Source organism: Sphingobium sp. EP60837 (assembly GCF_001658005.1).
Lineage (GTDB): Bacteria > Pseudomonadota > Alphaproteobacteria > Sphingomonadales > Sphingomonadaceae > Sphingobium > Sphingobium tyrosinilyticum.
In genome coordinates, this window is the sequence record NZ_CP015986.1 from 2,146,014 (window position 1) to 2,171,734 (window position 25,721).

The following is a 25,721-nucleotide window of genomic DNA, read 5'->3' on the forward strand; positions in this document are numbered from 1 at the left end:
TATGACCAATCGATGTGCAATCATAACCGGTATCACCGGCCAAGACGGCTGGCACCTTTCCCGTTTGTTGTTGGGGAAGGGTTACAAAGTCGTCGGGACCACTCGCGATCTGCTCGGCGCGGATGGACGTACTCATCCGGACATCGATCTCGTGCAATGGGACATGAAAGACCAGGCTGCGTTTGCCGCGCTTTTGCAGATGGTTCGTCCGACAGAAATCTATAACCTCGCCGCCTACGCCGCGGGCGCAACCATGTATGACGAGCCTGTTGGTACTGGCGATATTAATGGCCTGGCCATCGCTCGCATCTTGGAGGCAATCCGCAGTGCCAACCCCTCCATCCGCCTCTGCCAGGCGTCGAGCAGCGAGCTATTTGGCGAGCCGCTAGAAAGCCCCCAGTGTGAAACTACCGCCTTTCGACCGCGCAGTCCTTATGGCGCGGCGAAGCTTTATGCACATGAGATGGTCGGCATTTATCGCCGACGCCACGGTCTGTTTGCCTGCTCTGCTATTCTCTTCAATCATGAAAGCGCGCGACGTGGTCGGGCGTTCGTAACCGGGAAGGTTGCCGAGGCCGCAGCACGCATCAAAGCGGGGCTCGCGCCGGAATTGGTGCTGGGCAATCTCGACGCGCGGCGGGACTGGGGGTTCAGCGGCGACTATGTGCGCGGGATGTGGCTGATGCTACAGGCGCCGATTGCTGACGACTATGTGCTCGCAACGGGACAAAGCCATTCAGTTCGGGACTTGTGCGACCTGGCTTTCAAACGCGTTGGGCTGGACTACCGAGATCATGTTCGCGAGGGCGAAGGCGCTTTCCGGCCTACTGAAGTCGTTCCTCTTATCGGCGATGCGTCCAAAGCAAGGGAAAGGCTGCATTGGTCGCCCGAGATCGATTTTCCGAGCATGGTCAACATGATGGTCGACGCCGAGTTGGAGCGGCTCGATCAAACCAACGATAAGCCGAGGTAAAAAATGTTCACCCAAATTACGCGATGCAGGATCTGCGGCAACTCTCATCTCGAGCGCGTGCTGGATCTTGGTGAGCAGGCGCTGACCGGCGTCTTTCCTCGCAGCAGGGAACAGAAGGTCGGAAGCGGTCCCCTGCGACTCGTTAAATGCGTTGGCGACGTTAAGAGCGCCTGTGGCCTGCTCCAGCTTGAGCATAGCTATGCTCTCAGTGAGATGTACGGCGAAAATTACGGCTACCGTTCAGGCCTGAACGCCAGCATGGTTGCTCACCTTAACAGCAAAGTGGAGCGGATTTCGCGCCAGGTGTCACTTGAGCCAGGTGATCTGGTTATCGACATCGGAAGCAACGATGCGACCACCCTCAAGGCCTATACCCAAGCCGGGTTGCAACTGGCTGGGGTAGATCCGACAGGCTCCAAATTCCGGGAATATTATCCGCCACATGTCGAGTTGATCCCTGATTTCTTTTCGGCCGAACTTATCCGGGCGCGATTTGGCGCCCAGAAGGCCAAGGTGGTGACGTCGTTTTCGATGTTCTACGATCTTGAGGCGCCGATGTTGTTCATGGCCGAGGTCGGCGAAATCCTCGCCGATGATGGGATCTGGGTATTTGAGCAGAGCTATATGCCGAGCATGCTGGCGACTAATTCCTTCGACACGGTCTGTCATGAGCATCTCGAATTCTATGCGCTCAGACAGATCCAGTGGATGGCAGAGCGTACGGGGCTGAAGATCGATGATGTCGAGTTCAACGATGTGAACGGAGGCAGCTTCTCCGTCACGGTGCGCAAATCTCTCAAAGAAGAACCGCAGAATGGCCTTGTAACCCGTATACTCCACGATGAGGCCGCAGCTGGCTTGGACGGCTTGGCTCCATTCTGCGCATTTGAGGATCGGGTCGAACGCGCCCGCGAGACGGTCAGCGCGTTTGTTGCCGATGCTCGAGCAGAAGGTAGGAGCGTCGCAGGTCTTGGCGCCTCGACGAAAGGAAATGTGCTCCTGCAATATTGCGGGTTCACTGCTCATGATATTTTCGCCGTTGGCGAAGTGAACTCCGATAAATTTGGCTCCTTCACCCCGGGCTCACTCATCCCAATCCTTTCCGAGCAGAAGTTGCTGGAGCAGAGCCCTGATTATCTGCTGGTTCTGCCGTGGCATTTCAGAAGCTTTTTTGAGCAGTCCCCCGCATTCGCCGGGCGCATCTTGGTATTCCCGCTTCCGGAATTCTCGACCGTTGAACGGTAGCTCAATCGCTCAATAGGACGATTTAAAGGCTGACAGACCGCGTTCATCACCGCTGCTTGAGAAGGTCCCCTACGATCGTTTGAGCCTAACCATCCATTAACCATTTCTTTCGATCTATCATTCATTATGATGCTGAACGCTAGCAACTTGCGTTCGTCGGGACAGGGGTGCTGAAATGGGGGATGTAGGATCAGTTCTCGGGGCGGCCCATCGCCCCTTTTCGGCCGGGCATCAGCCGACGGAGCAGGGCTGCGATCCAGAGGTCGAACTGTCGATCGTCATTCCGTGCCTGAACGAGCGCGAGAGCCTTCCGCACTGTATCGCACAAGCCTCGCGCGCAATTAGCTGTCTGGCGGATCTTCACGGGCTGGTCGGCGAAATCCTGGTTGCTGACAATGGTTCGACCGATGGCAGCCAAGCTCTGGCGGAAGCCATGGGCGCTCGCGTTGTGCCCGTGGTGCGCCGTGGCTACGGCGCAGCACTCATCGCCGGTTGTGAAGCCGCTCGAGGACGATATCTGCTGATGGGTGATGCAGATGGTAGCTATGACTTCACAGAAGGAGTCGCCATGATCGAGCGACTGCTCGATGGAGCAGATTTGTGCATCGGCTCGCGCTTCAAGGGCGGCATTGCGCCTGGCGCGATGCCGTGGAAGAACCGCTACATCGGTAACCCCGCTTTGACCGGAACTCTCAATCTGCTCTTCGGTACAAAGATCGGCGACGCCCACTGCGGATTGCGCGCGATCAGTAAGGAAGCATTTCAGAAATGCGGATTGACATCCACGGGCATGGAGTTCGCCAGTGAGATGATCATCAAGGCGTCCCTCAAGCAACTTCGTATCGATCAGACGCCTGCAACCCTGTCACCCGACTTGCGCAGCCGTGAGCCGCACCTTCGCCCGTGGCGTGACGGCTGGCGACATTTGCGATATTTGCTGATGCTCAAGCCGACCCGCGTATTGGGCTTGCCCGCCCTGATCGCACTGACGGTGGGTTCCATGTTGTTGGTGGGATCTAGCGCGGAATATTTTCTGCCGGGAACAGTGCCGCAAATTGGTTCCTACTGGACTTTGCTTGGTTCCACATTGGTGGCGTCGGGGCACATGGCCTTCATCATGACGTTGATCGGCTGCCTGTGCGGTATCCATGCAGGATACCGGCCATCGAGGTTGTTCACTCGACTGATCACCCGGTTCACCAACCTCGAAGGCATGTTGCTGGTCGGGTTCGCTCTCATAGCTGCTGGGCTGATGATATTGATCTCCGTCGCGGTCGGATGGGTCCAGCGAGATTTCCAGTCAGCCAATTCCATTCTCCCCCCCGTCCTGGGAGCCCTGGCGATTACGCTGGGCCTCCAGACTGCGTTAGGCGGCTTCGTCCTTGCTATCGTCGGCGGGAATGAGGCGCATTTCTTTCGAGATTTCCTGAACGGAAGCGCCAAATCTGCGCGCGATGGCCATGACACCTTGGCTTAGCGTCATCATTCCCGTCCACATGGGCGCACAATTTCTGCCCATGACGCTGGCCAGTGCGGCGGCCGAGGATCCCACTGGTGTCGAATTCCGCATCTATAATTCGGGCGACGATAATGGGGCTGCGCGGCGCGCTGCTGCCCCCTTTTTCTGCCGTATGAACATCATATGGGAAGATGTACCAGATCTCCTGCCGTGGACTTCCAAGACCAACAAGGGCGTGCACGACGCAGGCGCCCCTCATGTGGTCATGCTCCATCAGGATGACCTGTGGCTACCTGGTCATTTGGATGCCGTTCGGACCGCGCTGCAGTCCTGGCCTGACGCAGTCATGTCGATTGGGGCCTCGCGCTTCGTCGCGGCCGAGGGTCGCCTGCTGGGGCACTGGCGGCTACCTTTTGCTGCCGGCCTCCACGAGGGGGCGGCACTGCGAGATATTTTGCTGGTACAGAACAATATCGCGATCCCGAGCCCGGTCATTCGGCGTGAGGCTTGGCTCGCAATCGGCGGAATGGAGGAAGCCCTCTGGTTTACAGCGGATTGGGATCTCTATCTGAAGATCATGAAGTTAGGGAGAGTTGGGGTTCGAAATGCCGTTACCACAGGGTTTCGGATCCATGGAGGGTCGCTGACAATAAAGGGCAGCCGTGATCCAGCCGCTTTTCTAGGCCAATTTAGAGTAGTGTTGAACAATCACGCTGATGCTTTCGAGCAGCTCTCTTTGGCTAACAAGAACAAGGTGTGTGCATCCATCGCTGTGAATTGTGCGCTGGCCGCTGCCTCTTGTGGCGATTTCTCGGGGCTGCTGCCTGCGCTCATTAAAGTTGTGAAGCTGGGTCCAGTTGGTGCAGCTAGCTACCTTCACAAATCACGGATTCTTGACCGCCTGCGCCCGCGGCTCGACCTCGCTCGGAGACTCATGAAGGCGTGATGATGGCCGCAGCGGGACCTCTTTTATCGCTCGTCTGATGATGACCTTGACCATAGGAACCAGTCCCCGAACGATCACGAGATCAATCTAATCTTGCATCCCGCCTTGATGAACGGCGCTTTGATTTCATATAGATTCATGCTGGCTAGACGCTCGGGCTTGTTACCAAAATAGGACCATGTTGGAGCGTAGAAGGCATCCGTCCCGAACGCTATTGTCCCCCCGGCCTTGCATATACGCCGGGCGAGCGGATGTGCATCTTCAATGTCTTCAAATCCAAGTCGGAGTGGCCGATTGGAAAGGTCAGGGCGGTTGAGCACAAGGTCGTGCGTCAACGGGCCATCAGTCGCCTTGATGAGGAAGTAGTCCGCGCCGCTTTGCTTGATTTTTTCACTCATCAGCGCGAACGGGGCATAACGGGCATGTGCCATCCATGCCTGAGCCGGCAAAAGGATCAATAAGCTGGCCGCGGAGGCTCGGAGCATGATCGGCCGCAACTCCTCATGGCGGATCACCAGTGTCTGCCAGCCAAACAGCGCCAGCAGCACTGCATTTCCAAGGACTCCATGAAGATATCGATAGCCAAAACCTATTCCCTGGTAGGGTAGAATGACGGCGATCACCACAATGGGCAGCAGGAAACTAGCTGCCAAGGCAGCAGCGAGCCGATTCTGGCGCACAGCGCGAATGCCGACCGTCATCAAAGGAATAAGGAAAAGATGCTGCCACGTGCAGAACCGCAATATGTTCGCCGCTGTTAGCGTCGGATTGGCTATCGACAGGGAAAACACCTGAGCAATTCTGGACAGATAATCTGTCCCAGCAGCAGCTGTTATCGATGCAGGACCTGCTACGAGGCTATGGATGAAGATCGGCCAGGAGAGCCAGAAAATACCTATGACGCCATAGCTGAGCGCAAAAATGGCAAACCTTTGCCATCGGCGCTCAAACAGAGGCAGTAACAGAAAAGGCGCTACAAACATGGGGTGGAACAGCGGCTGATGCAGCCCTGTTGCTATGAACCCCACCAGGATCGCTAATCCGTCGCACGGACGACGATCAGCTAAAAAGAGCCGCAACCAGAGAAGGTTGAAGAACAGATGGGCAGGCATGGCATAGGCCGTCATACCTGTAATCACGAATTGGCCGGATCCGAGCAGAAGCAGCACGGCGATGGTGGGCACCTCCCGGTCTGCTGGCCAGATGCGTTGAGCGATGCTCCAGATTAGCAGCAGCGAACCGGCCGTCAGCAAAGGTCCGGTGAGCGCGGGGTCGGCGATGCTGCCGACGACCGCCCGCAGCGCTGCATTGAAGGGGAGATATGCCGAAACCCAAGCGGCCGGGTTCCCGACCGGAAGCATGAATTCCAAGTTTAGAGCTGATGCATCCTTTTGCCATTCAGCAGCCAGTGGCCAGGCAAAGCGGCCATGCGAGAATATCGCAGCATCGAAATTCGCCATCTGCTCATCGCGGCTAAGATCATAGTCCATGAGGAGAAGGCGGTGCCCGATATAGCACAAGATCACCAGCGCAAGGGCTATAAGTAAGGTATGCGCGTCACGAAGCTGCCATTCCCTCGGCATGGGACGGGCTGAGATAAAAAGCGGAACGGACAGAAACAAGAACGCTTCAAGCAACCAGAGATCCTGCTGTACCAATAGCTTTGTTGTCACCCAGAAAAGCCGAACTTGAGGGATGAATAAAGCGATGGCGAAAAGTACAACCATCGCCATCAGGCACTGGACAGCGATCCGCAGGAGCAATTGGGGAGCCGCTTGCTGTTGCGGTTCAATTGGCGCTTTTGTGTCGCTGATCGTAAGACTCTTATCGATCCATAAGCGGATGTTGCGCATCTCTAAAGGCCTCGGTTTCTTGCGTCGTTCCGCTTAATATCTCGCGTAAATTAAGTATATGCCAAAGCGCTCTAAACCGTGCTGATCTCTCTCTTGTCCGAGTTAGAGGCTGATGCGACATCGACGCACGCGTCAGAGTCAATCTCGCCGGGGTCGTAAGTCATGTCATTTACCCTGACATGCTGAGAGGTTAGAGCGGAGGACCAACTCGGGGGCATACTTTCTTTATCAAACGCTGCTCACCTGTGGACTCTAGCGCACAGTCTTAGGGCCTGAAAAATGCAAGAAATACCTATGATTGAAGGTGCTAGGTTATTCCCCGGTGCCGACCACAAGATAGCAAAAAATCGGCGCTTCGGTCCCGTCGCCCCGGGCTGGATTTGGGCGGTTCTTATCGCCTGGCTTGCTGGCAGCCAGATGCTGCTCTGGCGATTTCTCAATGTCGCGCCTCTTTGGGTCTATGCAGTCGGTGGCATGGTCGTTGTCTTCCTTTGCTTGTTCACGGTCAAAATCACAAGGGATAGCCGCGGTGTTGGGCTGAGCACCTTGCTGACCTGTTTCCTGGTTGCGCTAGGCTTGCTGCTCCTGAGCGGCGAAGGCCGGTTCTTCTATGCCAATGTGGATTGGCAGGTGCGCTTTGCCGTGCTGCGGGACATGGGGATCAATCCTTGGCCCTTCGTCTATACGGCGCGCGCCGAGCCTGACCTGCTGCGCGCGCCGATAGGCATGTTCCTGGTGCCCGCGCTGGTCTTCAAGGTCCTTGGCGCGAGGGCGGCAGACGTGGCGCTGCTGCTGCAGAATGTGACGCTGATCGCGCTCCTGCTCGCCCTCGGCAGCCAGCTGTTCGCCGATCGGCGCTCGCGCTTGATCGGCCTCACCATCTTTATCCTGTTCTCCGGCATGGATGCGATCGGCGACCTTCTGATGCAAGGAACGCTCACCGGTCATCTGGAAGACTGGGCCGAAATCCAATATTCCTCGACAATCACCCTGCTGTTCTGGGTGCCGCAACATGCGATTGCCGGCTGGCTGGGCGCTGTCGGCTATATGCTATGGCGCGAGGGCCGTGTCCCTCTCGCCCCTTGGCTGGCAGTGCTCCCACTGACGGCACTCTGGTCGCCCTTGGGATTGATGGGAGCGATGCCTTTCGCGGCCTTGGCAGGATTGCGGACGCTGATCTCGCGTTCCCTTCTTTTGCGCGACCTTCTAGCTCCCGCAGCTTCCCTTCTCCTTTGCGTTCCGTCGCTCATCTATCTGGCCGCCGGATCGGATGATGTTGGCTTTCATTGGCAGCCGATCCCTTTCGTCCAATGGCTGCTGTTCCAATCCTTCGAGACGCTGCCTTACCTGATACCTCTGGCGATCGCAGAACGATCGACGCGGTTCGGACGGGACAGCCTGTGGCTGGCCTTCGCCTGGCTGATGCTTATTCCCTTCGTGCAGATCGGCTGGTCGACCGATTTCATGATGCGCGGTTCGATCACGGGGCTGGCTGTGCTCGCGGCGATGGTCAGCGACCATGTGGTGCAACGGGGCGAGAGACGGCGCTGGCTCATGGTGGTGCTTGCCATCGGCAGCCTGACCGGCCTTGCTGAAATCCGCCGTGCCTTGGTCTATCCCGCAGCACCTGAAGTGCGCTGCAGTTTCTTCAAGGCTTGGGACCAGACCTTCGCAGCCTTTCCCAAAGGATCCTATCTTGCCCCTCTCGACAAGGTTCCGGCACTCATCCGCCCTGTTGATCCCGCCCCTGCCGATGCACACGAGCCGGCGCGTTGTTGGGATGGCTCCTGGAAACTGCCCTATGACCCGCGCAATGCCCTGTCAGACAGAGAGGATGGCGTAAAGTGACAGGCCCCTGGGAAAGGGAACGCGACCGAGCAGGTGTCGCTCCGCTGCAAAGATACGCTGAAGCGCGGCATTGAGGAGCGGCGCGGGGCGCGCGTCTAGCGGTGTGTCACGCCGCAGCAGTTGGTGGGCGAAGCGCTGCGCCACCGCGAGCGGGAAGAGCAGGCTGTTGAAATAGCCTGAGACTTCGACTTTCAATCCTGCTTCACGGACAACGTCGAGCAGACCCTCATGCGTATAGCGGCGCTTATGGTGATGCAGCACGTCGTGATCCGACCAGAGCCAAGGCGCTGCGGGCACGGTCAGCAGCAGCCGTCCGTTGGACGCCAGCCGCGCGCCCAAGGCGCGAAGTGCAGCTTCATCTTCCTCGACATGTTCAAGCACGTCTAGCAGCGCGATCATATCGTAGCGGGTTTCGCCAAAGCCGATCGCGTCGGGCAAGGCGCCTTCCTCCACACGGCACAGATCGCGCGCACTCGCCAAGGCGCGTGCATCCTCGTCATATTCCATGGCGTCTAGCGCCCCATATTGCGCGAGCAGGGCGAGGTTGCCGCCGGTGCCGCAGCCCGCCTCGAGGATGCGAGCATCGGATGGCAGTGGAACATGGGCGCGGACCAGGCTGTCAATGATGGCGCGGCGAGCGACAAACCACCAATGATCCTGCTCTTGCGCGCTCATGCTCGCATAGGCTGATCGATCCATTCGTCCTGTTCCTCGCAATGGGGTTGGTTCACGGACCGTGTTGCCGGTTCGCTTTCCTCAGCCACCACATAAAGCGGCCGATCGCGCACTTCCTGCGCGACGCGGCCCAGATATTCGCCAATGATGCCAAGACTCATAAGATTAAGGCCGCCCAGCATCAGCACCGCGACCATGATAGAGGCATAGCCGGGCGTATCCACCCCGGTCAGCAGCGTATGCAGCACTAGGAACGCGGCATAGGCAAAGGCCATGACGGCGATGCCGCCGCCAATATACGACCATATGCGCAGCGGCATCGTGGTGGATGCGGTAATTCCGTCGATCGCAAGCCCCCAGAGCTTGCCGACCCGCCATTTGCTGATTCCGGCCTCACGCGGGGCACGTTCATAATCGATGGTGGCGACGCGGAAACCAATCCAGGAGAAGAGGCCTTTTGTGAAGCGCGCCTGCTCGCCGAGCTGCTTGATCACGTCCACTGCCTGGCGATCCAGCAGCCGGAAGTCGCCGACATTCTCCGGAATGGGATGATCGGAAAGGCGGTTGATCAGACGATAGAAGCGGTGTGCGCTCCAGCGCTTGAACCAGTCGTCGCTCGACCGGTCAGCGCGCCGCGCATTGACCACCTTCGCTCCCGCCAGCCAGTGGCGCACCATCGAGATGATGACCTCCGGCGGGTCCTGGAGATCGACGTCGATCGGAACGACGGCGTCCCCTCTTGCCCGATCAATACCGGCCGCAAGCGCTGCTTCCTTGCCGAAGTTGCGTGACAGGGTGACCAAACGAATGTCGGGGCTCAGACGAGCAAGGATTGTCAATATGTCGCCGGTGCGATCCGTGCTGCCGTCATCAACGAAGAGAAATTCTGCGCGGGCGTCAGGGCCGATCAGGTCGAGCGCCTGAGCGACCGCAGGACGCGCTGCGTCCAGGAAAAGCGAGATGCTTTCCTGTTCGTTGAACACCGGAACGATGATCGACAGCGAAATGCGCATGGGTCTTGGCCTGGTCCACCCGGGATTAGACCTTAGGCTATCGGCCAGAATGGTTAATGGAAGATGAGGGGAGGCGAGGTTAAAGGCAAAATTTACCATGGGCTGGCATGAGGAGTTATGCCCAACTTCCGAGCCCTGATCGCAACGCCCGCTTTCATCCTGACCCTGGTAGGCATTGGGGCCTTGTTGCCCAGCTTTGTACTGGGGCCCGGGGCGACCCATTCGCATCTCTATAACCACATGTGGACGGCCCATTTCGGCGAGCAGATGGCGGCGGGCCATCTTTATGAGCGCTGGCTTCCGAACAGCTTTGAGGGTCTGGGCGCTCCCACCTTCTACTTCTACCCACCTCTCGCCTACTGGGTGTCCGGCGGACTGCATGCGCTGGGGCTCTCGGTGCCTCAGGCGATAAATGGTGCCGGCCTGTTGCTGTTGATCGCTTCGGGGCTCACCATGCATGCCTGGCTATCAGCGCGGGACACTTACCCGCTGCTGGGTTCCATTCTCTACATGCTGGCACCCTATCATCTCTATAACTTTCATGTGCGAGGGGCCTTGGCGGAATTCGCCGCTCTTGTCTGGCTGCCGCTGATTGCGCTTGGGATCGAGCGCCTGCCGCATCGTCGTGGCCTTCTGCTGCTGGCGCTGTCCTATGGTGCCCTCATCATCACTCATTTGCCGCTAGCAGTGCTCACCGGGGTGTTTTTGATAGGGCCGCTGATGCTCCGGCGCATCTGGCATGAGCCGACGGCGCTTCTACCTGGGGCTGCGGCAGGGGTGATCGCCTTGGGGCTGTCCGCGTTCTTCCTGCTGCCGGCGGCGACGCTTCAGGACCATATCTCCACGGTTCTCCTCTGGGGTCCAGGCTATCGGGCGACGGACTGGTCGATCTACAACACGAACTTCACGATGTTTACTGGACCGGCATTGGCACTCATCGTTCTCGCCCGGCCGGCGCGTTCCTTCTGGACCGTGCTGACGGTTATCGGGGCGCTGGCCGCTGTGCGTCTCCTTCCTTTCGTCTGGGACATTCCCCTGCTCAACAAGGCACAGTTTCCCTGGCGCATGATGGGCATCGTTGAGTTTACCGCGATCACAGCGCTCTTGTCCTGCCAGTTACACCGCATCCGCCTGTTTCTTGGAGCAGGCGCGGCCCTCCTCATTTTTGCCTACGGACTCATGGCCTCGAGGGCGATGGACGCGCTTCACCATCCAGTGGACTATGCCTTGATCGACCGGATCAAACCGGACGCGCCGGAATATCTGCCGCGAGGCTTCGATACTTCCCTGGTAGAAAAGGAGTATCGCTGGACGGACGTGCAGAAATTTCGTGCTCTGCCGCACGGGAACGAGATCCGGGTCGGGACAGCCGGGCGGGTTACAGTCCATCAGGCGGATTTTCCGATTTGGCGCGTGATGCGGGACGGCTCGCCCGTCCCGCATCGGGGGCCGCTCATCAGCTTTGACGCCCAGCCTGGCATCTACCGCATCGAGCGGGTTGCGATCTGGCAGGAGAAGGTCGGGCTGGCGATCAGCATGATGGCGGCGCTTCTGCTTGGGCTCACGCGATTCTCTAGACGCGGAGCCAGATCCATCGCCGAACCTCAATCGGCCACTTCCGAGGGAACGCGGCTACAACGAGCTTGAGGTAAGCAGATCGGATTAAGCTGCATTTACGTTCCAGCACTTAAGATTTGGGCCGCGCAAAGCGCTCTGTTCAAACAAAAGGGGGAGTGGCATTGTTCTGTTCAATGATGATGCGGCGATTGGACGGGAGCGGTAACTCCCACCGCATCCAATCCCATAGCTGATCGAAAGTGCGATCGTTTCCCGGGCGCCATCCAGTCGAGGGCCTGAGGCAGCGCTGCCTGGCCCAGCCATTCGCGCCAGTTCTTTCAGGGTCAAGCTGGTACACGTTCTCAAGCGGAGGACATTTCAGGCGGGAAGGTCAGGAAATGCGAAATTATCCTGCGGAGACGCTGACGCTGGAATAGCGCTGGACCACTCGCAGCGATTCCCGCCGCCCATGTTCATGATGATTCTGATGACGATTTCCGCCATGACCTGCGGGATCCCCAATGATGACGGCAGTCATGAAGGGGCGAAATCCTCTATCCTGGCGCGTTGGCAGGCGGTCGGATGCCGGTCTGGATCAGGTCGCTGCCGGAGATAAGCCGGCTACTGATCCAGAGTCGCACCCACGCCGAGCTGCGAGGCAGCTGCCCTCAAGCGCTTATCACGTGTCCAGAAGCAGGCGTCGGGCGTCAGACACGTTGCTGCCAGCAGATGTGCATCGATGTAGCCGATGCCCAGGCCGAACAGTCTGTGGCGGTCAATGAAGGCATGAACCTCGTCATCGTGCGCGACCAGAGCTGACGGCAATCCGCGAAGCGCTTCTAGGATGAGATCTCTTTGCCGAAGGCTTCCCAGCGCCAACTCCCCGATAACGAAGGGATGGGAAAGAACCTGCCGCTGGTCGAGTGATCGGGCGAGCGCCGGATCATCATGACGAAAATGATCGATCCAGACGGAAGTATCGACCAGGATCATGCAGGATCGGGACGTCGGCGCGGAGCGGCTTCACTATGAGGCTCAGTGCCGCCAAGACGGGAAAGGCGTGCGGCGCTCTCCCGTTCTATGAGAGCTTTAAGCGCTTCACGAACGAGCGCTGATTTTTCGGTCAAGCCGGTGAACGACTGAGCCTTCGCAATAAGCTCGTCATCCAATGCTAGGGTAGTTCGCATAAACCTCGTCTTTCTGATGCACGGAATATAGCATCATATGATGACAGTTCCAGTGCATTTGGTTATATAAGCTGCTTCATCTGCTCACCGGCGGAACGGAGCAGACCATGTGGTCTGCCCCAGGTCCAAAAGATCTGCCTCAGCTCAACCTGTTGATGGAATCGCGCATGTGATCCACGCTGACGCTTGAATATCGTTGGACCATCCGCAGCGATTTCCAGCCGCCCATGTTCATGATGGTGATGAGGTCGATGCCCGCCATGACGCAGTGAGACGCCCAGTGATGGCGCCAGTCATGGACGGTGAAATCCTCGATCCCTGCGCGCTGGCAGGCGGTGGCATGCTGATTCTTGATCGGGTTGCCACCGGGGATCTTCGCCTTGCGGGTGTCTTGATAGGGTTTACCGAACCGGTTGAGGAAAACATGCTCCTTTGTGGGCCGCCGCTGTTTCTCCCAGATCGGGCGCAGCACGTCCATCACGCGGGGATGCATCGGCACGGACCGGATGATCGCATTCTTTGTGTGATTGAGGCGGATCGATCCCTCGTGCATATCGACGCCCTCGACGCCCCACTGCAACTGCAATGCGGTCTGGATGCGTGGACCATGGAAGGCGAGCATGGTGATGATCGGCTGGATGTGAGGCGAATAGGCTGCGATCAGCCGGTCGCGGTCTTCCTTGCTGAGGAAGCGCACTCGCTCATTGTTGAACGGGATGGCCTTGATCCGCAGCGGTGGGAGATCATGCAATTCATGATAGACATTGATCGCCGCCTGAAACACTGAGCGATAGCGGTCCTGGCCCGCCGGATCATGGCCGGTAAGATAGGCGCGGCGAAAATGCTCCCACGCCTGCTTGGGCTCGCGCAGGCTGTAATCGCCGATGAGGCCATTGAGCTTCCCGATGCGCAGGACGTCGGACGCACATGGCGGCTTTGCCTTTGTCAGGTAGCTGTCGAAGGCCTGAGCGATGGTTCCCTGCGCGACGAGTGCTGCCGGACCAAACATCAGCTGGTGACGCAGCTTCGTCTCATGTTCAGCCATCAGATGGGCCGCGGCGTCAGGGTCGCTCGTTCCTGTGCTGAATTCCTTGACGATGATCTTCTTCTTGCCCAGTCCGACTGAGCCCCGGATGTAATAGATGCCGTGCTTCCCACGGGTACGGATGGATAGCATCTTGGTTTCCTTTAATTTTGTTCGCCGCCTGCGTCGGGCGGATCTCTCCGCACGCCGGACGAGCGACGCGCCATGTCTGATGAAGATCGCTCGCATTCTGCGGACCCGTTCGCCGGAGGCTGGATGCCGGGCAGGCGGAGTGTCGCGAGCCTGGAGGCAATTGATCATCGCCTGAGGTGGCGCCGAGCCCTTGAGGCTGGCCGCCGCGGGGCGCAGCGCTGGCCGAGGGCACTCCACCGGCCCAGGCCCGGCCGGGGCGAAGCTGCCATATTGGTCTGGGTGGGCGGCAGCGAAGGGACATCGGCTGACACATCCACAGGTGGTTTCGTTGGCGTCCGCGACTCGGGAAGTGGCTGCGATCGCCCGGCATTCGCATGCCCAGAAATTGCCAAAAGAAGCGGGGGATTTGCCCAAAATTTGCCGAAAGGGCCGAAGGCCGGGTTCGGCCGCTGGCCTCCTCCAGGCAAACAAAAACCCCGCCAAACCGTTGATTTGACGGGGTTTTCGATGGTGGGCGTGGCAAGGATTGAACTTGCGACCCCTGCGATGTCAACACAGTGCTCTACCACTGAGCTACACGCCCACGGGAGTTGCGCCAATAGCGGCGGTCCGGGGGGGGCGCAAGCGGGAAATTCGCCTTTCACTCAATTCTCTGGACAGAAGGTGCGCAGTTCATATGCTGCGGTGCAAAGGGGGCGCTCAGCAGCATGATAAAGTTCGACGATGCGACGGCCGGAGCGACCTCACCCTTGCCCTTCTACCGCCAGCTTTATGTGCAGGTGCTCGTCGCGATCGGCATCGGCGTCCTCATCGGCCACTTCTTCCCGCAGGCTGGCATCGCCCTTCAACCGCTTGGTGAGGCGTTCATCAAGCTGGTGAAGATGATCATCGCCCCGGTCATCTTCCTGACCATCGTCACCGGCATTGCCGGCATGAAGGAATTGGGCGCGATAGGGCGGGTGGCGGCGAAGGCTTTCGCCTATTTCCTGACCTTCTCTACCCTGGCCCTGATCGTCGGCCTGATCGTCGCTAATGTCGTGCATCCGGGGGCCGGGCTGAACATAGATCCCGCCAGCCTCGACGCGGGCAAGGTCGCGGAATATCAGCAGCAGGCGCATGATCGCACGCTGACCGGCTTCTTGATGGATATCATCCCGGCAACGCTGATCTCGGCGGTCGCGGACGGGCATAACATCCTACAGGTGCTGTTCGTCGCTATCCTGTTCGGCATCGCCCTGACGCTGATCGGCGACCGGGCCGATCCGCTGATGCAAGTCTTGGATTCGGCGAGCCATGCGATCTTCAAGCTCGTCTCCATCCTGATGAAGGCGGCGCCGATCGGTGCGCTGGGGGCGATGGCTTTCACCATCGGCAAATATGGCGTGGGCGCGCTCGCCAACCTGATCGGGTTGGTCGCGACCTTTTATCTGACCTCCCTGCTGTTCGTCCTGCTCATACTCGGGCTCGTCGCCAGACTGGCGGGCTTCAACATCCTGCACCTCATCCGCTATCTGAAGGCGGAACTGCTGCTGGTGCTCGGCACTTCCTCCTCAGAAGCGGCGCTGCCCAGCCTCATCGAAAAGATGGAAAGGGCAGGGTGCCGCAAGTCCGTCGTCGGCCTGGTCGTGCCTACCGGCTACAGCTTCAACCTCGATGGCACCAATATCTATATGACGCTGGCGGCGCTGTTCATCGCGCAGGCGACGAATGTGCATCTTAGCCTGGGCGATCAGATCCTGCTGCTGCTGGTGGCGATGTTGTCCAGCAAGGGAGCGGCGGGCGTTACCGGCGCGGGTTTCATCACCTTGGCGGCGACCTTGTCGATCGTGCCGTCCGTTCCGGTTGCGGGCATGACGCTGATCCTGGGCGTCGATCGTTTCATGAGCGAATGCCGCAGCCTCACCAACTTCATCGGCAATGCGGTCGCCACCATTGTGGTGTCGGCATGGGAGGGCGGCTTGGATCGGAAGCGATTCGCCGCCGCCATGGCTGGCGCACCGCTGCCCCCGACTCCGGATATGGAGGAAGTCGTCGCCGGTTGATCGATTCAGTTAAGGCCCGTCATGCTGGTGCTGCCGAAGATGCGGTCGATCTCCAGCACCAGATCACGCAGATGGAACGGCTTTGAAAGCACTTTGGCTTGCGGCACCGCCTTGCCGGCTTTCAGCGTCACGGCGGCGAAGCCGGTGATGAACATGATTCGCATGTCCGGCGCTACCGCCGCAGCATGCTGGGCCAGTTCAATACCGTCCATTTCCGGCATGACGATGTCCGTCAGCAGCAGGTCGAATCGGTCGCGGTCGATGTGCGGCACGGCCTGCGAGCCGTTCGCCACAGCCACCACCTCATATCCCGACCGCTCCAACGCGCGGGCGAGATAGGTGCGCATGCTGTCATCATCTTCGGCCAGCAGAATTCGAACCATCGCTTTAAGTCAGTCTCGTCTCTGGCCGGTCTCGGCCGATCGGTGCGGCACCCCTCCTGGGTGGCGCTGCATGCCATTATATGCGAGAACAGCCAGAGATATCCAGCCGAGTAACCATTTTTGGGGGCGTCCTGTGGAAGGAGATGATTTGAGCTATTCCGCACCGCGCGCTCCGGCCGAATCCACCGCATCGCATGACCTTTACGGCCCGGAACGCCCCATCGCGCCGGTCATCATTTCAGTGCCCCATGCGGGGCGCGATTATGACCCGGCGCTGCTGGACGGAGCCAGAGTCGCGCCGGACGTGTTGCGACGGCTAGAGGACCGGTGGGCGGACCTGCTTGCCTATCCGTTGATCGAACGGGACTATCATGTGCTGGTGGCGCGTGCGCCACGCGCGATGATCGACCTTAATCGCCATGAGCGGGAGATTGATCCCGCCATGGTGACGGGCCTGCCGCGCGACGCCTCATTCCAGGGCAGTGCGAAGCTGCGCGGAGGGCTGGGCCTGATCCCCCGGCGCTTGCCCGGCGCTTATGAGTTGTGGCAGCGGCCAGTCGGCTGGGACGAGGTGCGCCGCCGGATCGACCTCATTCACCGCCCCTATCATGCGAGCCTCAGCCGGATGATGCGGGCGGCGAGGGACGCGCACGGCCATGCCGTGCTGATCGACCTGCATTCCATGCCGCCGCTTCCACCCGCCGCCGCGGGGCAGGCCGCTCCGCAGGTCGTGCTGGGCGACCGCTTCGGCCGCGCTGCGTCGGCGCGCCTTATGACGCTGGCGGCGGATGTGCTGACCGGCCATGGGCTGACAGTTGCGCAGAACCATCCCTATGCGGGCGATCATATGATCGAACGGCATGGGAACCCTGCCGGTGATCTTTATGCGCTGCAGGTGGAGGTGGACCGCAGCCTCTATCTCGACGCGGCGCTCGATCGGCCGGGCCCCGGCCTGCCGCGGCTTCAGGCGATCATCAGGGCTCTGATCGACGCACTTTCTGCGGAAAGCCCGCGCGCTGCCTATCCCCTTGCCGCCGAATAGTGCGCAGCAAAAAAGGCCGGAGCGATGCGCGCCCCGGCCTTCCTATTCTCCGACCGTGTCAGCCCCTTATTCCAGATGCTGGTCCGGCAGGACGTGCGTGGGGCGTGAACCCCACAGCGCATAAAAGAGAATGTAGAGTTCGCAGACCGCGGTCAGCAGGAAGGACGTCTGCAGGCCATAATTGTCGGCCAGCCATCCTTGCACCACGACCAATGATCCGCCTGCAATCGCCATAATCAGCAGGCCCGACCCTTCCTCGGTCAGCGGTCCCAGACCCCGAATGCCGAGCGAGAAGATAGTCGGGAACATGATGGAATGGAAAAGACCCACCAGGATCAGTGACCACATGGCGACAGGGCCGTCGGACAGGACGGTGACGATCATGACGATGAAGGCGCCGGTGGCGAAAGCGGCCAATACCTTGCCTGCATCGACCTTCTGCATGATCGCCGAACCGACGAAGCGGCCGACCATCATGCCACCCCATAGGAACGTCAGGTAACGGCCCGCATGCTCATGGGTAAGGTTCGCGATGTTCGGCTGGCTGACGAAATTCACGAAGAGGTTGGCGACGCCAATCTCCGCGATCAGATAGATAAAGATCGCCGGAATGCCGAAAACCAGGTTGCGGTGCGACCAGAGCGAATGTTTCTTGCGTTCTTCCCGGGCCAGCCTTGCCGTCGCCGATCCCATGGCGGGAAGCGGGAAACGGGCGATGACGATGGCCAGCACTACCAGAACCACCGCAACCAGCGCATAGGGCAAAATCACCGACTGGGCGTCGGCGATCCGCTCCGCCTCGGTCAGCACCGTTCCGGCGGCAGCCGTACCGCCCTTCGACCGCCCCAGGATCAGATAAGCGCCGAACAGCGGCGCCAGCATCGTTCCGGCAGAATTCATCGCCTGCACCAGGTTGAGGCGCGACGATGCGGTTTCCGGCTTGCCCACCACGACGACGTAGGGATTTGCCGCAACCTGCAGCAGCGTGATGCCGCTGGCGATGACGAATAGCATGGCCAAGGTCACGCCATAGGAAGGCAGGCTCGCCGCCAGCATCATGCCCAGCGATCCGGCGGCCATGACCAGCAGGCCGATCACCAGAGACTTTTGATAGCCTACCCGCTCGATCAGCTTGGCCGAGGGGATCGATGCCACGAAGTAAGCGATGAACCAGACAGACTCGATAAGCGTCGTCTGGGTATAGTTGAGTTCAAATACGCTGCGCAGGTGGGGCAGCAGCGTGTTATTGATGACGGTGATGAAGCCCCACATGAAGAACAGGCTCGCCAGCAGCGTCAGCGCCGGCCCATATCGAGTAGCGGGGTGATGTTCGGCCGTCAGAGTGGCTGATGATGAGGGAGGTGCGGGCATTCATCTTCTCCAACAGGCGCTAACAGGCTTGTGCTCTTTCAATTTGTCCGAGTATATAGCTCGCTGTCGGGCGTCAATATCTCGGTAGCAAGGGGGCATGCATGCAGAGGGCCTGGATCAGCCATGCTTTTCGAACATCATCGTCCTATTATCTGGCGCTTGTGATGGCAAGCGCATCAGCATTGGCCGCCGAGACGAGCCGCGCGCCTGCAGGTCATCTGCCCGAGGGCACGCCCGTCGAAGCAATCACGCTGTCGAACGGGCACGGCGTTTCCGCCAAGATACTGACCTACGGCGCCACGCTGCAGTCGCTGACCGGGCCTGACCGCAATGGCAAGCAGGCCGACGTGCTGCTGGGCTATGACGATCTCGCGGCTTATCTGGCGCGGCCCGATTATTTCGGGGGGACAGTGGGCCGCTATGCGAACCGCATTGCAGGCGGCAAGTTCACCCTTGACGGCCAGAGCTATCAGCTGCCGCTCAACGACAAAGGCAACACGCTGCATGGCGGCGGCAAAGGGTTCGACAAGCAAGTGTGGAAGGTCGTGTCCCTGACCGGCGGCCCCCGGCCTCAACTCGTCCTGTCCTACAGCAGTCCGGATGGAGAGGCGGGCTATCCCGGCAGGCTCGACACCCGGATCAGCTATGCGCTGGACGAAAGCGGTGCGCTGACCATCAGTTTCGAGGCGGAGGCAAGCAAGCCGACCGTCGTCAACCTGACCAATCACGCCATCTTCAACTTGGCCGGAGAGGGCGCGCCGGGCGGTGCGCTCGGCCATTTGCTGACGATTCCGGCAAAAGATTATACCCCCGTCGATGCCGGGCTTATTCCCACTGGTGAGATAAGGCCGGTCGCGGGAACCCCGTTCGACTTCCGCACGCCCCGCCGGGTGGATGACGCAGTCCGTGACGGCGCCGATCCGCAGATCCGGTCGGGCCGCGGCTACGATCATAATTGGGTGCTGGACAAGGGGACGACCGCGAACCCTGAACTTGCCGCCCGGTTGGAAGACCCTCCTTCAGGCCGTGTCCTTGAGGTGCTGAGCACGGAGCCGGGGCTGCAATTCTATTCGGGCAACTTTCTCGATGGGACTTTCGTCGGCAAAAATGGTCATCTCTACCGGATGGGCGACGGCTTCGCCCTTGAGCCCCAGAAATTCCCGGACTCGCCCAATCATCCGAACTTCCCGTCAGCGCGGCTCGACCCCGGCAAGCCCTATCGGCATGTCATGATCTATCGCTTGTCGGTAATGCGCTGATCCGATGGCGCAGTGGGAACTGATCCAGCGCGATATTCGCGACACGCTGGGCGAAGGCACCTTATGGTCCGCGCGCGATAATGCTGTCTATTGGACCGACATAGTCGCACCAGCGGTCAATCGCCTGTCACTTGCCGACGGCAGCATCCTACGCTGGGCCATGCCTGAGCCGATCGGTTGGATCGTCGAGCGGCAGGGCGGTGACTTCATCGCCGGATTGCAGAGCGGTTTCGCCCGTCTCTCGCTCGATCCGCTCGCGATCGAACCGATCGGCGACCCTGAGCCGCATTTGCCCGGCAACCGGATGAATGACGGCAAGGCGGATGCCGAAGGACGCATCTGGTGCGGCACGATGGACATGGCGGAGCAGGCGGAGAGCGGCGCTTTCTACCGCCTGGATCCAGACGGGCGCTGGCTCCAGATGGACAGCGGCTACAAGGTGCCCAATGGCCCGGCCTTCTCCCCCTGCGGCCTTTGGCTCTACCATACGGACAGCGCGCGGCGCAGCGTCTATCGCTTCGCCCGAACGGAAGGCGGCGGCCTTGCAGACCGGGAGTTGTTCATCCGCTTTAGCGAAGAGGATGGCTATCCTGACGGCATGACCGTTGATGCCGACGGTCATTTGTGGATCGCGCATTGGGATGGCGCGCGCATCAGCCGTTTCACGCCCGAAGGCAAGCTTGATCGCGCCATTCCCTTGCCAGCGCGGCAGGTCACGAACATCTGTTTCGCCGGAGCAAATCTCGACCGCATGTTTGTAAGTTCGGCGGCCGTGGGCCTGCCCGAAAGCGAATATGATGGCGGGCTGTTCGAGGTCGATGCGGGCGTGAAGGGCCTGCCGACGCCCTTGTTCGCAGGCTAAGCAGGCTAAGGGAAGGGCGGCGCGGAACTGTCGCGCTGCACCAATTCGAAGCGGAACGCTGGCGGCTCCGATGGGCCGTTGATCAGCGAGTCGATCACAGCCGCCCCCATTTCGGCGAGCGGCTGGCGCACCGTGGTAAGCGGCGGCCAAGCGGTGAAGCTAGCCGGCGTGTCGTCAAATCCGACCACGGACAAATGTTGCGGCACATTCAACCCCCGGCGGCGCGCCAGCGCCAGAAGGCCAAGCGCCATATCGTCATTGGTCGCGAAGACAGCCGTCGGTGGCTTCGTTAGGCCGAGCAGATGCTCGCCCGCCGCGATGCCGGACGCATAGTCGAACCCACCCTCAACGAACAGGCTCTCCTCGCGAGGAAGGCCCGCAGCCGCGAGGCCGTCGCGGAAGCCATCGACCCGGCAGGCGGCTGCGCCATGGCTAGGCGGCGGCGTGATAATGCCGATGCGCCGATGACCGAGCGCGATGAGATGATCGGCTACCATCCGGCCTGCAGCCCGTTCGGGCGTGGGAATGTTGAGGCCCTGCGCGCTCACCGAACCGGCGATCAGGGCGCAGGGCAGTTTCCGCTCGGACAGCCACTGCAGCACTGCCGGATCGTCCGACAGCGGCGGGGCCAGGAACACGCCGTCGGGGCGCAGCGCGGCCACAAGCCCTTCCAGAATCTCGAACCGCGCCTCACCCTCCAGCGGGATCAGCTCGACCACCAGATGATAGCCGAGGTCCCGGCACCGGTTCACCGCGCCCGCCTGGATACCACTGATATAGCTGGCCACGGGGTTGTTGTAGAGGAAAGCGATCATGAAGGACCGCCCGCCTGCCAGCCGCCGGGCCGACTGATTGGGCCGATAATCCAGCTGACGGATCGCTGCCGTCACCCGTTCCCGCAGTTCCGCACTGACATTGGGCGCCTTGTTCACCACCCGCGAGACGGTTTTGATCGAAACGCCAGCGACCGCCGCTACGTCATGGATGCTCGGCATGAAGATCCTGCCACGCGATCCGCGGCTGCTCGCTGTATCCACCTCTCATGATGAGCGATCCTTGGCACGGAAAAGTGGGAGAAAACAAGCATTCGCGGCCGTCATTTGGCCGAAAAATTATAATCGATCATCCTGGGTCAAAAAGGGCTTGATCGATCAGACTAAATCTTTAAAAGTCCAAGACAGCGTTGTCATTCTTCGAATGGCAATGACGTCATCCCGGACGGTTTCGGACTAACTGCACAAGGACGCGGCCGTCCGGGATGCGCTTTCATCGCGCCTTCGTATCATGCCAGCCATGAGCGCCGATCAGAGGCACGAAGCGCACCGCCTCCAGCTTCTGTGTTTCGAACGCTTCCTCGCCGGTGCGGGTTATGCGCATAAGTTGCTGCTCTCTCGCTTCGCCCACCGGGATTACCAGGCGCCCGCCGATCGTCAGCTGTTCGCGCAGCGGCGGCGGCACGGAAGGACCGCCTGCCGCGACCAATATGGCGTCGAAGGGCGCTTGTTCCGGCCACCCCTCCGTACCGTCGCCGGTGCGGATCGATAGATTGTCATAGCCCAGTCGTTCCATCCGCCCGCGCGCGAGTGCGGCCAGTTCGCCCAGCCGGTCGATCGCAAAGACATGCGCGGCAAGGCGGCTCATGACCGCGGCGGCATAGCCCGACCCGACGCCGATCTCCAGCACCCGGTCGCTTGCGCGGATCGCCGCAGCCTCGATCATTCGGGCGACGATATAGGGCTGCGAAATCGTCTGGCCCCCCTCGACCGGCAGCGGCCTGTCTTCATAAGCGAAGTCGCGCAGCTCTTCTGGAACGAAATTCTCGCGCGGCACCTGGCGCATGGCCGCCAGCAGGCGTGGGTCGCCGACGCCGCGGCGGGCGATCTGCCGCTCCACCATCATCTGGCGCAGGCGCTCGCTGTCCGCCATGCCGCCTCCGGGCCATTGATCGGAATGACGCGACTCGGCCGCGCCGCCAGCGTCACCATAGCCCTTTGCCGCCCGTTGCGCCCTGACCTTTATCAATGCCCCCTGGTGCCGCAAAGGTTGACCGACTTTTCACCATCTTCCCCACGATGGAGGAGTTGGCTGTTCAAAAACAAAGCGTTATGGTAGCTGGCACAGCTTTCCCCGAGGTTGCCCCCGTTGGACATGATGCTGCCGGACCATGAGGCGTCCCTGCGTTGGACGCCGCTGTTCGCAGCCGCCGAGCGGCTGGCGAACGCCCGATCGCTCGGCGATGTCGTGGAGGTCGTGCGGACGGCTGCGCGCAGCATTGCGGGTGCGCAGGGCATTACGGTCGTGTTGGGCGAAGGCGACGAATGCTTTTATGTCGCCGAAGATGCGATTGAGCCGCTGTGGGCGGGCCAGCGCTTTCCACGTTCGTCTTGCGTGTCGGGCTGGGTCATGACCCATGGGAAACCGGCGATCATCTCGGACATCTCCGCCGATCCACGCGTTCCCTACCATCTCTACAGCGCCACTTTCGTCCGCAGCATGGTGATGACGCCGGTCGATACGGGGTCCAAGCCGATGGCGATCGGCGCCTACTGGGCGGAGGTGGACGCCCCCGACGAACTATCCGTCGAAATGTTGAGCCAGTTGGCTCGGCTGGTCGGCGCGGCGATTCGCAACGTGTCGCTGCAAACCTCGTTCGAAATCGTCAACCGCATGGGCGCGGCCGTTGCGGCGGAACAGAATCTGGATGTCGTCGTCCAGACGATCACCGACGCCGCCGTCGAACTGACCGGCGCGGAATTCGGAGCCTTCTTCTACAATCTCGTCGACCAGAAGGGTGAGAGCTACATGCTCTACAGCCTTTCCGGCGTTCCGCGTGAGGCGTTCGGCAATTTGTCCATGCCGCGCAACACCGCCGTGTTTGGCCCGACCTTCGCAGGGGAGGGGATTGTGCGGTCGGACAATATCCGGGCGGATCCCCGCTATGGCCACAACGCTCCGCACAAGGGCATGCCGCCTGGCCATCTGCCTGTCACCAGCTATCTTGCCGTGCCCGTCGTATCGCATAGTGGCGAAGTCCAAGGCGGCCTGTTCTTCGGCCATCATCTGGCGGGCCGCTTTACCGCTGAACATGAAAAGATCATGGCGGGCGTCGCGGGGCACGCATCCATCGCGATCGACAATGCGCGCCTCCACCACAAGGCGCAGCGTGAAATCGCGGCCCGCACCGTGGCCGAAGGGGAATTGCGCCAACTCAACGCCACGCTGGAGCAGCGGATCGAGCAGCGTACGGAGCAAATCCGCGCAGCCTTCCGCGAACTGGAACAGAGCGAGCGGCGCTTCGGGCTGCTGGTCCAGGGCGTCACCGACTATGCGATGTGCATGCTCGATGCTACGGGCACGATCACCAACTGGAATGCGGGCGCGGAACGGATCAAGGGCTATTCCGCGCATGAAATTGTCGGCCGGCATTTCTCCTGCTTCTACACTGAACCCGATCGGGAAGCGGGCATGCCCGCCCGCACGCTGGAGGTTGCCACCACGGCTGGCCGGTTCGAAGCCGAAGGGTGGCGCGTGCGCAAGGACGGCACGCAATTCTGGGCCAATATCATCGTCGATGCGATCCATGACGAACAGGGACGGTTGATCGGCTTTGCCAAGGTAACCCGTGATCTCACCGAAAAGCGCGCGGTGGAGGAACAGCTTCGCCAGGCGCACAAGATGGAGGCCGTTGGCCAACTGACCGGCGGCATCGCACATGACTTCAACAATCTGCTGACCGTCATCAACGGCAATATCGAACTGGCCGAGCGGGGCCTCACCAATGGCGGCGATCCGGCTAAGGCGGTGCGCGCCATCGCAAACGCCCGGCAGGGGGCGGAACGTGCCGCCGCGCTGACCCAGCGCCTGCTCGCCTTTTCCCGGCGCCAACCTCTGTCACCCAAGCCGCTGCATCTTGATCGCGTGGTGGAAGGGCTATCCGACCTGCTGAAGCGGGCGCTAGGCGAACTGATCCAGCTCAAGACGGTCAATGCCCCGCATCTCTGGCCGGTAGAGGCCGATCCCAACCAGATCGAAAGCGCGCTGCTGAACCTTGCTGTCAATGCGCGGGATGCCATGGCAGATGGCGGAACATTGACGATCGAGACCGCCAACGCTTATCTCGACAGCGATTATGCCGCCGCTTGCGGCGATGTCGCGCCCGGCAATTATGTGATGGTCGCGGTCAGCGACACCGGCACCGGCATGGCTCCCCCGGTACTGTCGCGCATCTTCGAACCTTTCTTCACCACCAAGGAGATCGGGCGCGGGACCGGGCTTGGCCTCAGCCAGGTCTATGGGTTCGTCAAGCAATCGGGCGGGCATGTGGAAGTGCTGTCGGAACAGGGGCAGGGCACCACTGTCAAAATCTACCTGCCGCGCTTCACCGGCGATGCGGAGGGGACGCAGGAGGACCGAGTGACGGCCCACGACCTCTCGGCTTCAGGCCAGACCATTTTGGTGGTCGAGGATGATGATGCCGTGCGCGCCTATTCGGTCGAGACTTTGCGGGAATTGGGCTATCGAGCGCTGGAGGCGGCGGATGGCCATGCCGCGCTGCGCCTGATTGAGGCGGATGGCCAGTCGATCGACCTTCTCTTCACCGATGTCGTGATGCCCGGCATGTCGGGCAAGGATCTGAGCGAACGCGCGCGTACGTTGAAACCCGACCTCAAGATTCTCTACACCAGCGGTTATACCCGCGACGGCTTCCTGCGCGACGGAAAGCTCGACCCGGGCATTGCCCTGCTGCCCAAGCCCTTCACCCTGCAAGACCTGGCCAGTCGCCTCCGCGACATCTTGGACCGAGTCTGAAGGCGGCGAGGCTCTCCGGG

The 25,721-nt window shown here is 60.5% G+C and carries 21 protein-coding genes and 1 tRNA gene; 11 read left to right on the top strand and 11 right to left on the bottom strand.

All coding sequences use genetic code 11. From position 1 onward, the window contains the following. Position 1: 1 nt before the first annotated feature. The 4 genes from EP837_RS10415 (at position 2) to EP837_RS10430 (ending at position 4,623) form a co-directional block, all read left to right on the top strand. Positions 2-973 (top strand): GDP-mannose 4,6-dehydratase, encoded by a 972-nt coding sequence (locus tag EP837_RS10415; RefSeq protein WP_066527169.1) that lies wholly within the window; start codon positions 2-4, stop codon positions 971-973. A 3-nt stretch (positions 974-976) separates the two neighbouring features. Further along, the gene (locus tag EP837_RS10420) at positions 977-2,218 is read left to right on the top strand and encodes a class I SAM-dependent methyltransferase (RefSeq protein ID WP_066527175.1); all 1,242 of its coding nucleotides are present in this window, start codon (positions 977-979) and stop codon (positions 2,216-2,218) included. 175 nt (positions 2,219-2,393) lie between these two features. Beyond that, positions 2,394-3,695 carry a glycosyltransferase family 2 protein gene (locus EP837_RS10425; RefSeq protein WP_082919610.1) on the top strand — a complete coding sequence of 434 codons (1,302 nt, stop codon included), beginning with the start codon at positions 2,394-2,396 and terminating at the stop codon, positions 3,693-3,695. Then, positions 3,673-4,623, top strand: a complete 951-nt coding sequence (locus tag EP837_RS10430) for a hypothetical protein (protein WP_082919611.1) — start codon at positions 3,673-3,675, stop codon at positions 4,621-4,623. The genes EP837_RS10425 and EP837_RS10430 overlap by 23 nt, the downstream gene beginning before the upstream one ends. Positions 4,624-4,697: 74 nt before the next feature. On the opposite strand, the gene EP837_RS10435 is transcribed toward EP837_RS10430, so the two are convergent. Beyond that, positions 4,698-6,476, bottom strand: coding sequence for a hypothetical protein (locus EP837_RS10435; protein ID WP_066527181.1), 1,779 nt, complete (start codon positions 6,474-6,476; stop codon positions 4,698-4,700). Between the two features lie 546 nt (positions 6,477-7,022). Here EP837_RS10435 and EP837_RS10440 point away from each other — a divergent pair. Beyond that, positions 7,023-8,324, top strand: a complete 1,302-nt coding sequence (locus EP837_RS10440) for a hypothetical protein (protein ID WP_082919668.1) — start codon at positions 7,023-7,025, stop codon at positions 8,322-8,324. Here the strand turns inward: EP837_RS10440 and EP837_RS10445 are convergent. Continuing rightward, on the bottom strand, positions 8,298-9,023 hold the full coding sequence (locus EP837_RS10445; RefSeq protein WP_066527183.1) for a class I SAM-dependent methyltransferase: 726 nt from the start codon (positions 9,021-9,023) through the stop codon (positions 8,298-8,300). The genes EP837_RS10440 and EP837_RS10445 overlap by 27 nt on opposite strands. Beyond that, positions 8,996-10,012: a glycosyltransferase family 2 protein gene (locus EP837_RS10450; RefSeq protein ID WP_066527185.1), complete on the bottom strand. Its 1,017-nt coding sequence runs from the start codon at positions 10,010-10,012 to the stop codon at positions 8,996-8,998. The genes EP837_RS10445 and EP837_RS10450 overlap by 28 nt, the downstream gene beginning before the upstream one ends. Positions 10,013-10,129: 117 nt before the next feature. Here EP837_RS10450 and EP837_RS10455 point away from each other — a divergent pair, with 117 nt between their 5' ends. After that, entirely contained in the window at positions 10,130-11,659 is a 1,530-nt protein-coding gene (locus tag EP837_RS10455) for a YfhO family protein (protein WP_066527188.1), read from the top strand. Positions 11,660-12,190: 531 nt separating this feature from the next. Here the strand turns inward: EP837_RS10455 and EP837_RS10460 are convergent. The 4 genes from EP837_RS10460 to EP837_RS10470 all read right to left on the bottom strand — a co-directional run bounded on the left by EP837_RS10460 (position 12,191) and on the right by EP837_RS10470 (position 14,516). Further along, entirely contained in the window at positions 12,191-12,562 is a 372-nt protein-coding gene (locus tag EP837_RS10460) for a type II toxin-antitoxin system VapC family toxin (RefSeq protein ID WP_066527191.1), read from the bottom strand. Further along, a complete protein-coding gene (locus EP837_RS20500; RefSeq protein ID WP_082919612.1) occupies positions 12,559-12,756 on the bottom strand; it encodes a type II toxin-antitoxin system VapB family antitoxin in 198 nt (65 codons plus the stop codon). The genes EP837_RS10460 and EP837_RS20500 overlap by 4 nt, the downstream gene beginning before the upstream one ends. 139 nt (positions 12,757-12,895) lie before the next feature. Next, the gene (locus EP837_RS10465; protein ID WP_066527196.1) at positions 12,896-13,933 is read right to left on the bottom strand and encodes a tyrosine-type recombinase/integrase; all 1,038 of its coding nucleotides are present in this window, start codon (positions 13,931-13,933) and stop codon (positions 12,896-12,898) included. Between the two features lie 508 nt (positions 13,934-14,441). Beyond that, positions 14,442-14,516: transfer RNA gene (locus EP837_RS10470), tRNA-Val, on the bottom strand. 124 nt (positions 14,517-14,640) lie between these two features. On the opposite strand from EP837_RS10470, the gene EP837_RS10475 reads away from it, so the two are divergent. Then, positions 14,641-15,975, top strand: coding sequence for a dicarboxylate/amino acid:cation symporter (locus EP837_RS10475; RefSeq protein WP_066527200.1), 1,335 nt, complete (start codon positions 14,641-14,643; stop codon positions 15,973-15,975). A 5-nt stretch (positions 15,976-15,980) separates the two neighbouring features. Here the strand turns inward: EP837_RS10475 and cpdR are convergent, their stop codons facing one another. Continuing rightward, the gene (gene cpdR, locus EP837_RS10480) at positions 15,981-16,358 is read right to left on the bottom strand and encodes a cell cycle two-component system response regulator CpdR (RefSeq protein ID WP_066527203.1); all 378 of its coding nucleotides are present in this window, start codon (positions 16,356-16,358) and stop codon (positions 15,981-15,983) included. Positions 16,359-16,506: 148 nt separating this feature from the next. Between cpdR and EP837_RS10485 the strand changes: the two genes are divergently transcribed. Beyond that, the gene (locus tag EP837_RS10485; protein ID WP_066529188.1) at positions 16,507-17,400 is read left to right on the top strand and encodes an N-formylglutamate amidohydrolase; all 894 of its coding nucleotides are present in this window, start codon (positions 16,507-16,509) and stop codon (positions 17,398-17,400) included. Between the two features lie 66 nt (positions 17,401-17,466). On the opposite strand, the gene EP837_RS10490 is transcribed toward EP837_RS10485, so the two are convergent. Continuing rightward, the gene (locus EP837_RS10490) at positions 17,467-18,771 is read right to left on the bottom strand and encodes a sugar MFS transporter (RefSeq protein ID WP_066527205.1); all 1,305 of its coding nucleotides are present in this window, start codon (positions 18,769-18,771) and stop codon (positions 17,467-17,469) included. Positions 18,772-18,872: 101 nt separating this feature from the next. Between EP837_RS10490 and EP837_RS10495 the strand changes: the two genes are divergently transcribed. Both EP837_RS10495 and EP837_RS10500 read left to right on the top strand, forming a co-directional pair. Next, positions 18,873-20,030, top strand: a complete 1,158-nt coding sequence (locus tag EP837_RS10495; protein ID WP_066527207.1) for an aldose epimerase family protein — start codon at positions 18,873-18,875, stop codon at positions 20,028-20,030. A 4-nt stretch (positions 20,031-20,034) separates the two neighbouring features. After that, positions 20,035-20,892, top strand: a complete 858-nt coding sequence (locus tag EP837_RS10500; protein WP_066527208.1) for an SMP-30/gluconolactonase/LRE family protein — start codon at positions 20,035-20,037, stop codon at positions 20,890-20,892. A gap of 5 nt (positions 20,893-20,897) precedes the next feature. On the opposite strand, the gene EP837_RS10505 is transcribed toward EP837_RS10500, so the two are convergent. Both EP837_RS10505 and EP837_RS10510 read right to left on the bottom strand, forming a co-directional pair. Further along, positions 20,898-21,887, bottom strand: a complete 990-nt coding sequence (locus tag EP837_RS10505) for a LacI family DNA-binding transcriptional regulator (RefSeq protein ID WP_066529189.1) — start codon at positions 21,885-21,887, stop codon at positions 20,898-20,900. Positions 21,888-22,158: 271 nt separating this feature from the next. After that, positions 22,159-22,818, bottom strand: coding sequence for a protein-L-isoaspartate(D-aspartate) O-methyltransferase (locus EP837_RS10510; RefSeq protein ID WP_066529194.1), 660 nt, complete (start codon positions 22,816-22,818; stop codon positions 22,159-22,161). 222 nt (positions 22,819-23,040) lie between these two features. Here EP837_RS10510 and EP837_RS10515 point away from each other — a divergent pair, with 222 nt between their 5' ends. Next, positions 23,041-25,701 carry a GAF domain-containing protein gene (locus tag EP837_RS10515; RefSeq protein WP_066527211.1) on the top strand — a complete coding sequence of 887 codons (2,661 nt, stop codon included), beginning with the start codon at positions 23,041-23,043 and terminating at the stop codon, positions 25,699-25,701. Positions 25,702-25,721: the final 20 nt, after the last annotated feature.

Excerpts from the sequence above, each read along its gene's own strand:
- EP837_RS10425 (WP_082919610.1), top strand. The coding sequence starts at position 2,394 with ATGGGGGATGTAGGATCAGTTCTCGGGGCGGCCCATCGCCCCTTTTCG.
- EP837_RS10415 (WP_066527169.1), top strand. The coding sequence starts at position 2 with ATGACCAATCGATGTGCAATCATAACCGGTATCACCGGCCAAGACGGC.
- EP837_RS10460 (WP_066527191.1), bottom strand. The coding sequence starts at position 12,562 with ATGATCCTGGTCGATACTTCCGTCTGGATCGATCATTTTCGTCATGAT.
- EP837_RS10515 (WP_066527211.1), top strand. The coding sequence starts at position 23,041 with ATGATGCTGCCGGACCATGAGGCGTCCCTGCGTTGGACGCCGCTGTTC.
- EP837_RS10490 (WP_066527205.1), bottom strand. The coding sequence starts at position 18,771 with ATGCCCGCACCTCCCTCATCATCAGCCACTCTGACGGCCGAACATCAC.
- EP837_RS10505 (WP_066529189.1), bottom strand. The coding sequence starts at position 21,887 with ATGCCGAGCATCCATGACGTAGCGGCGGTCGCTGGCGTTTCGATCAAA.
- EP837_RS10450 (WP_066527185.1), bottom strand. The coding sequence starts at position 10,012 with ATGCGCATTTCGCTGTCGATCATCGTTCCGGTGTTCAACGAACAGGAA.
- EP837_RS10475 (WP_066527200.1), top strand. The coding sequence starts at position 14,641 with ATGATAAAGTTCGACGATGCGACGGCCGGAGCGACCTCACCCTTGCCC.
- cpdR (WP_066527203.1), bottom strand. The coding sequence starts at position 16,358 with ATGGTTCGAATTCTGCTGGCCGAAGATGATGACAGCATGCGCACCTAT.
- EP837_RS20500 (WP_082919612.1), bottom strand. The coding sequence starts at position 12,756 with ATGCGAACTACCCTAGCATTGGATGACGAGCTTATTGCGAAGGCTCAG.
- EP837_RS10445 (WP_066527183.1), bottom strand. The coding sequence starts at position 9,023 with ATGGATCGATCAGCCTATGCGAGCATGAGCGCGCAAGAGCAGGATCAT.
- EP837_RS10435 (WP_066527181.1), bottom strand. The coding sequence starts at position 6,476 with ATGCGCAACATCCGCTTATGGATCGATAAGAGTCTTACGATCAGCGAC.
- EP837_RS10420 (WP_066527175.1), top strand. The coding sequence starts at position 977 with ATGTTCACCCAAATTACGCGATGCAGGATCTGCGGCAACTCTCATCTC.
- EP837_RS10495 (WP_066527207.1), top strand. The coding sequence starts at position 18,873 with ATGCAGAGGGCCTGGATCAGCCATGCTTTTCGAACATCATCGTCCTAT.
- EP837_RS10455 (WP_066527188.1), top strand. The coding sequence starts at position 10,130 with ATGCCCAACTTCCGAGCCCTGATCGCAACGCCCGCTTTCATCCTGACC.
- EP837_RS10500 (WP_066527208.1), top strand. The coding sequence starts at position 20,035 with ATGGCGCAGTGGGAACTGATCCAGCGCGATATTCGCGACACGCTGGGC.
- EP837_RS10465 (WP_066527196.1), bottom strand. The coding sequence starts at position 13,933 with ATGCTATCCATCCGTACCCGTGGGAAGCACGGCATCTATTACATCCGG.
- EP837_RS10430 (WP_082919611.1), top strand. The coding sequence starts at position 3,673 with ATGGCCATGACACCTTGGCTTAGCGTCATCATTCCCGTCCACATGGGC.
- EP837_RS10510 (WP_066529194.1), bottom strand. The coding sequence starts at position 22,818 with ATGGCGGACAGCGAGCGCCTGCGCCAGATGATGGTGGAGCGGCAGATC.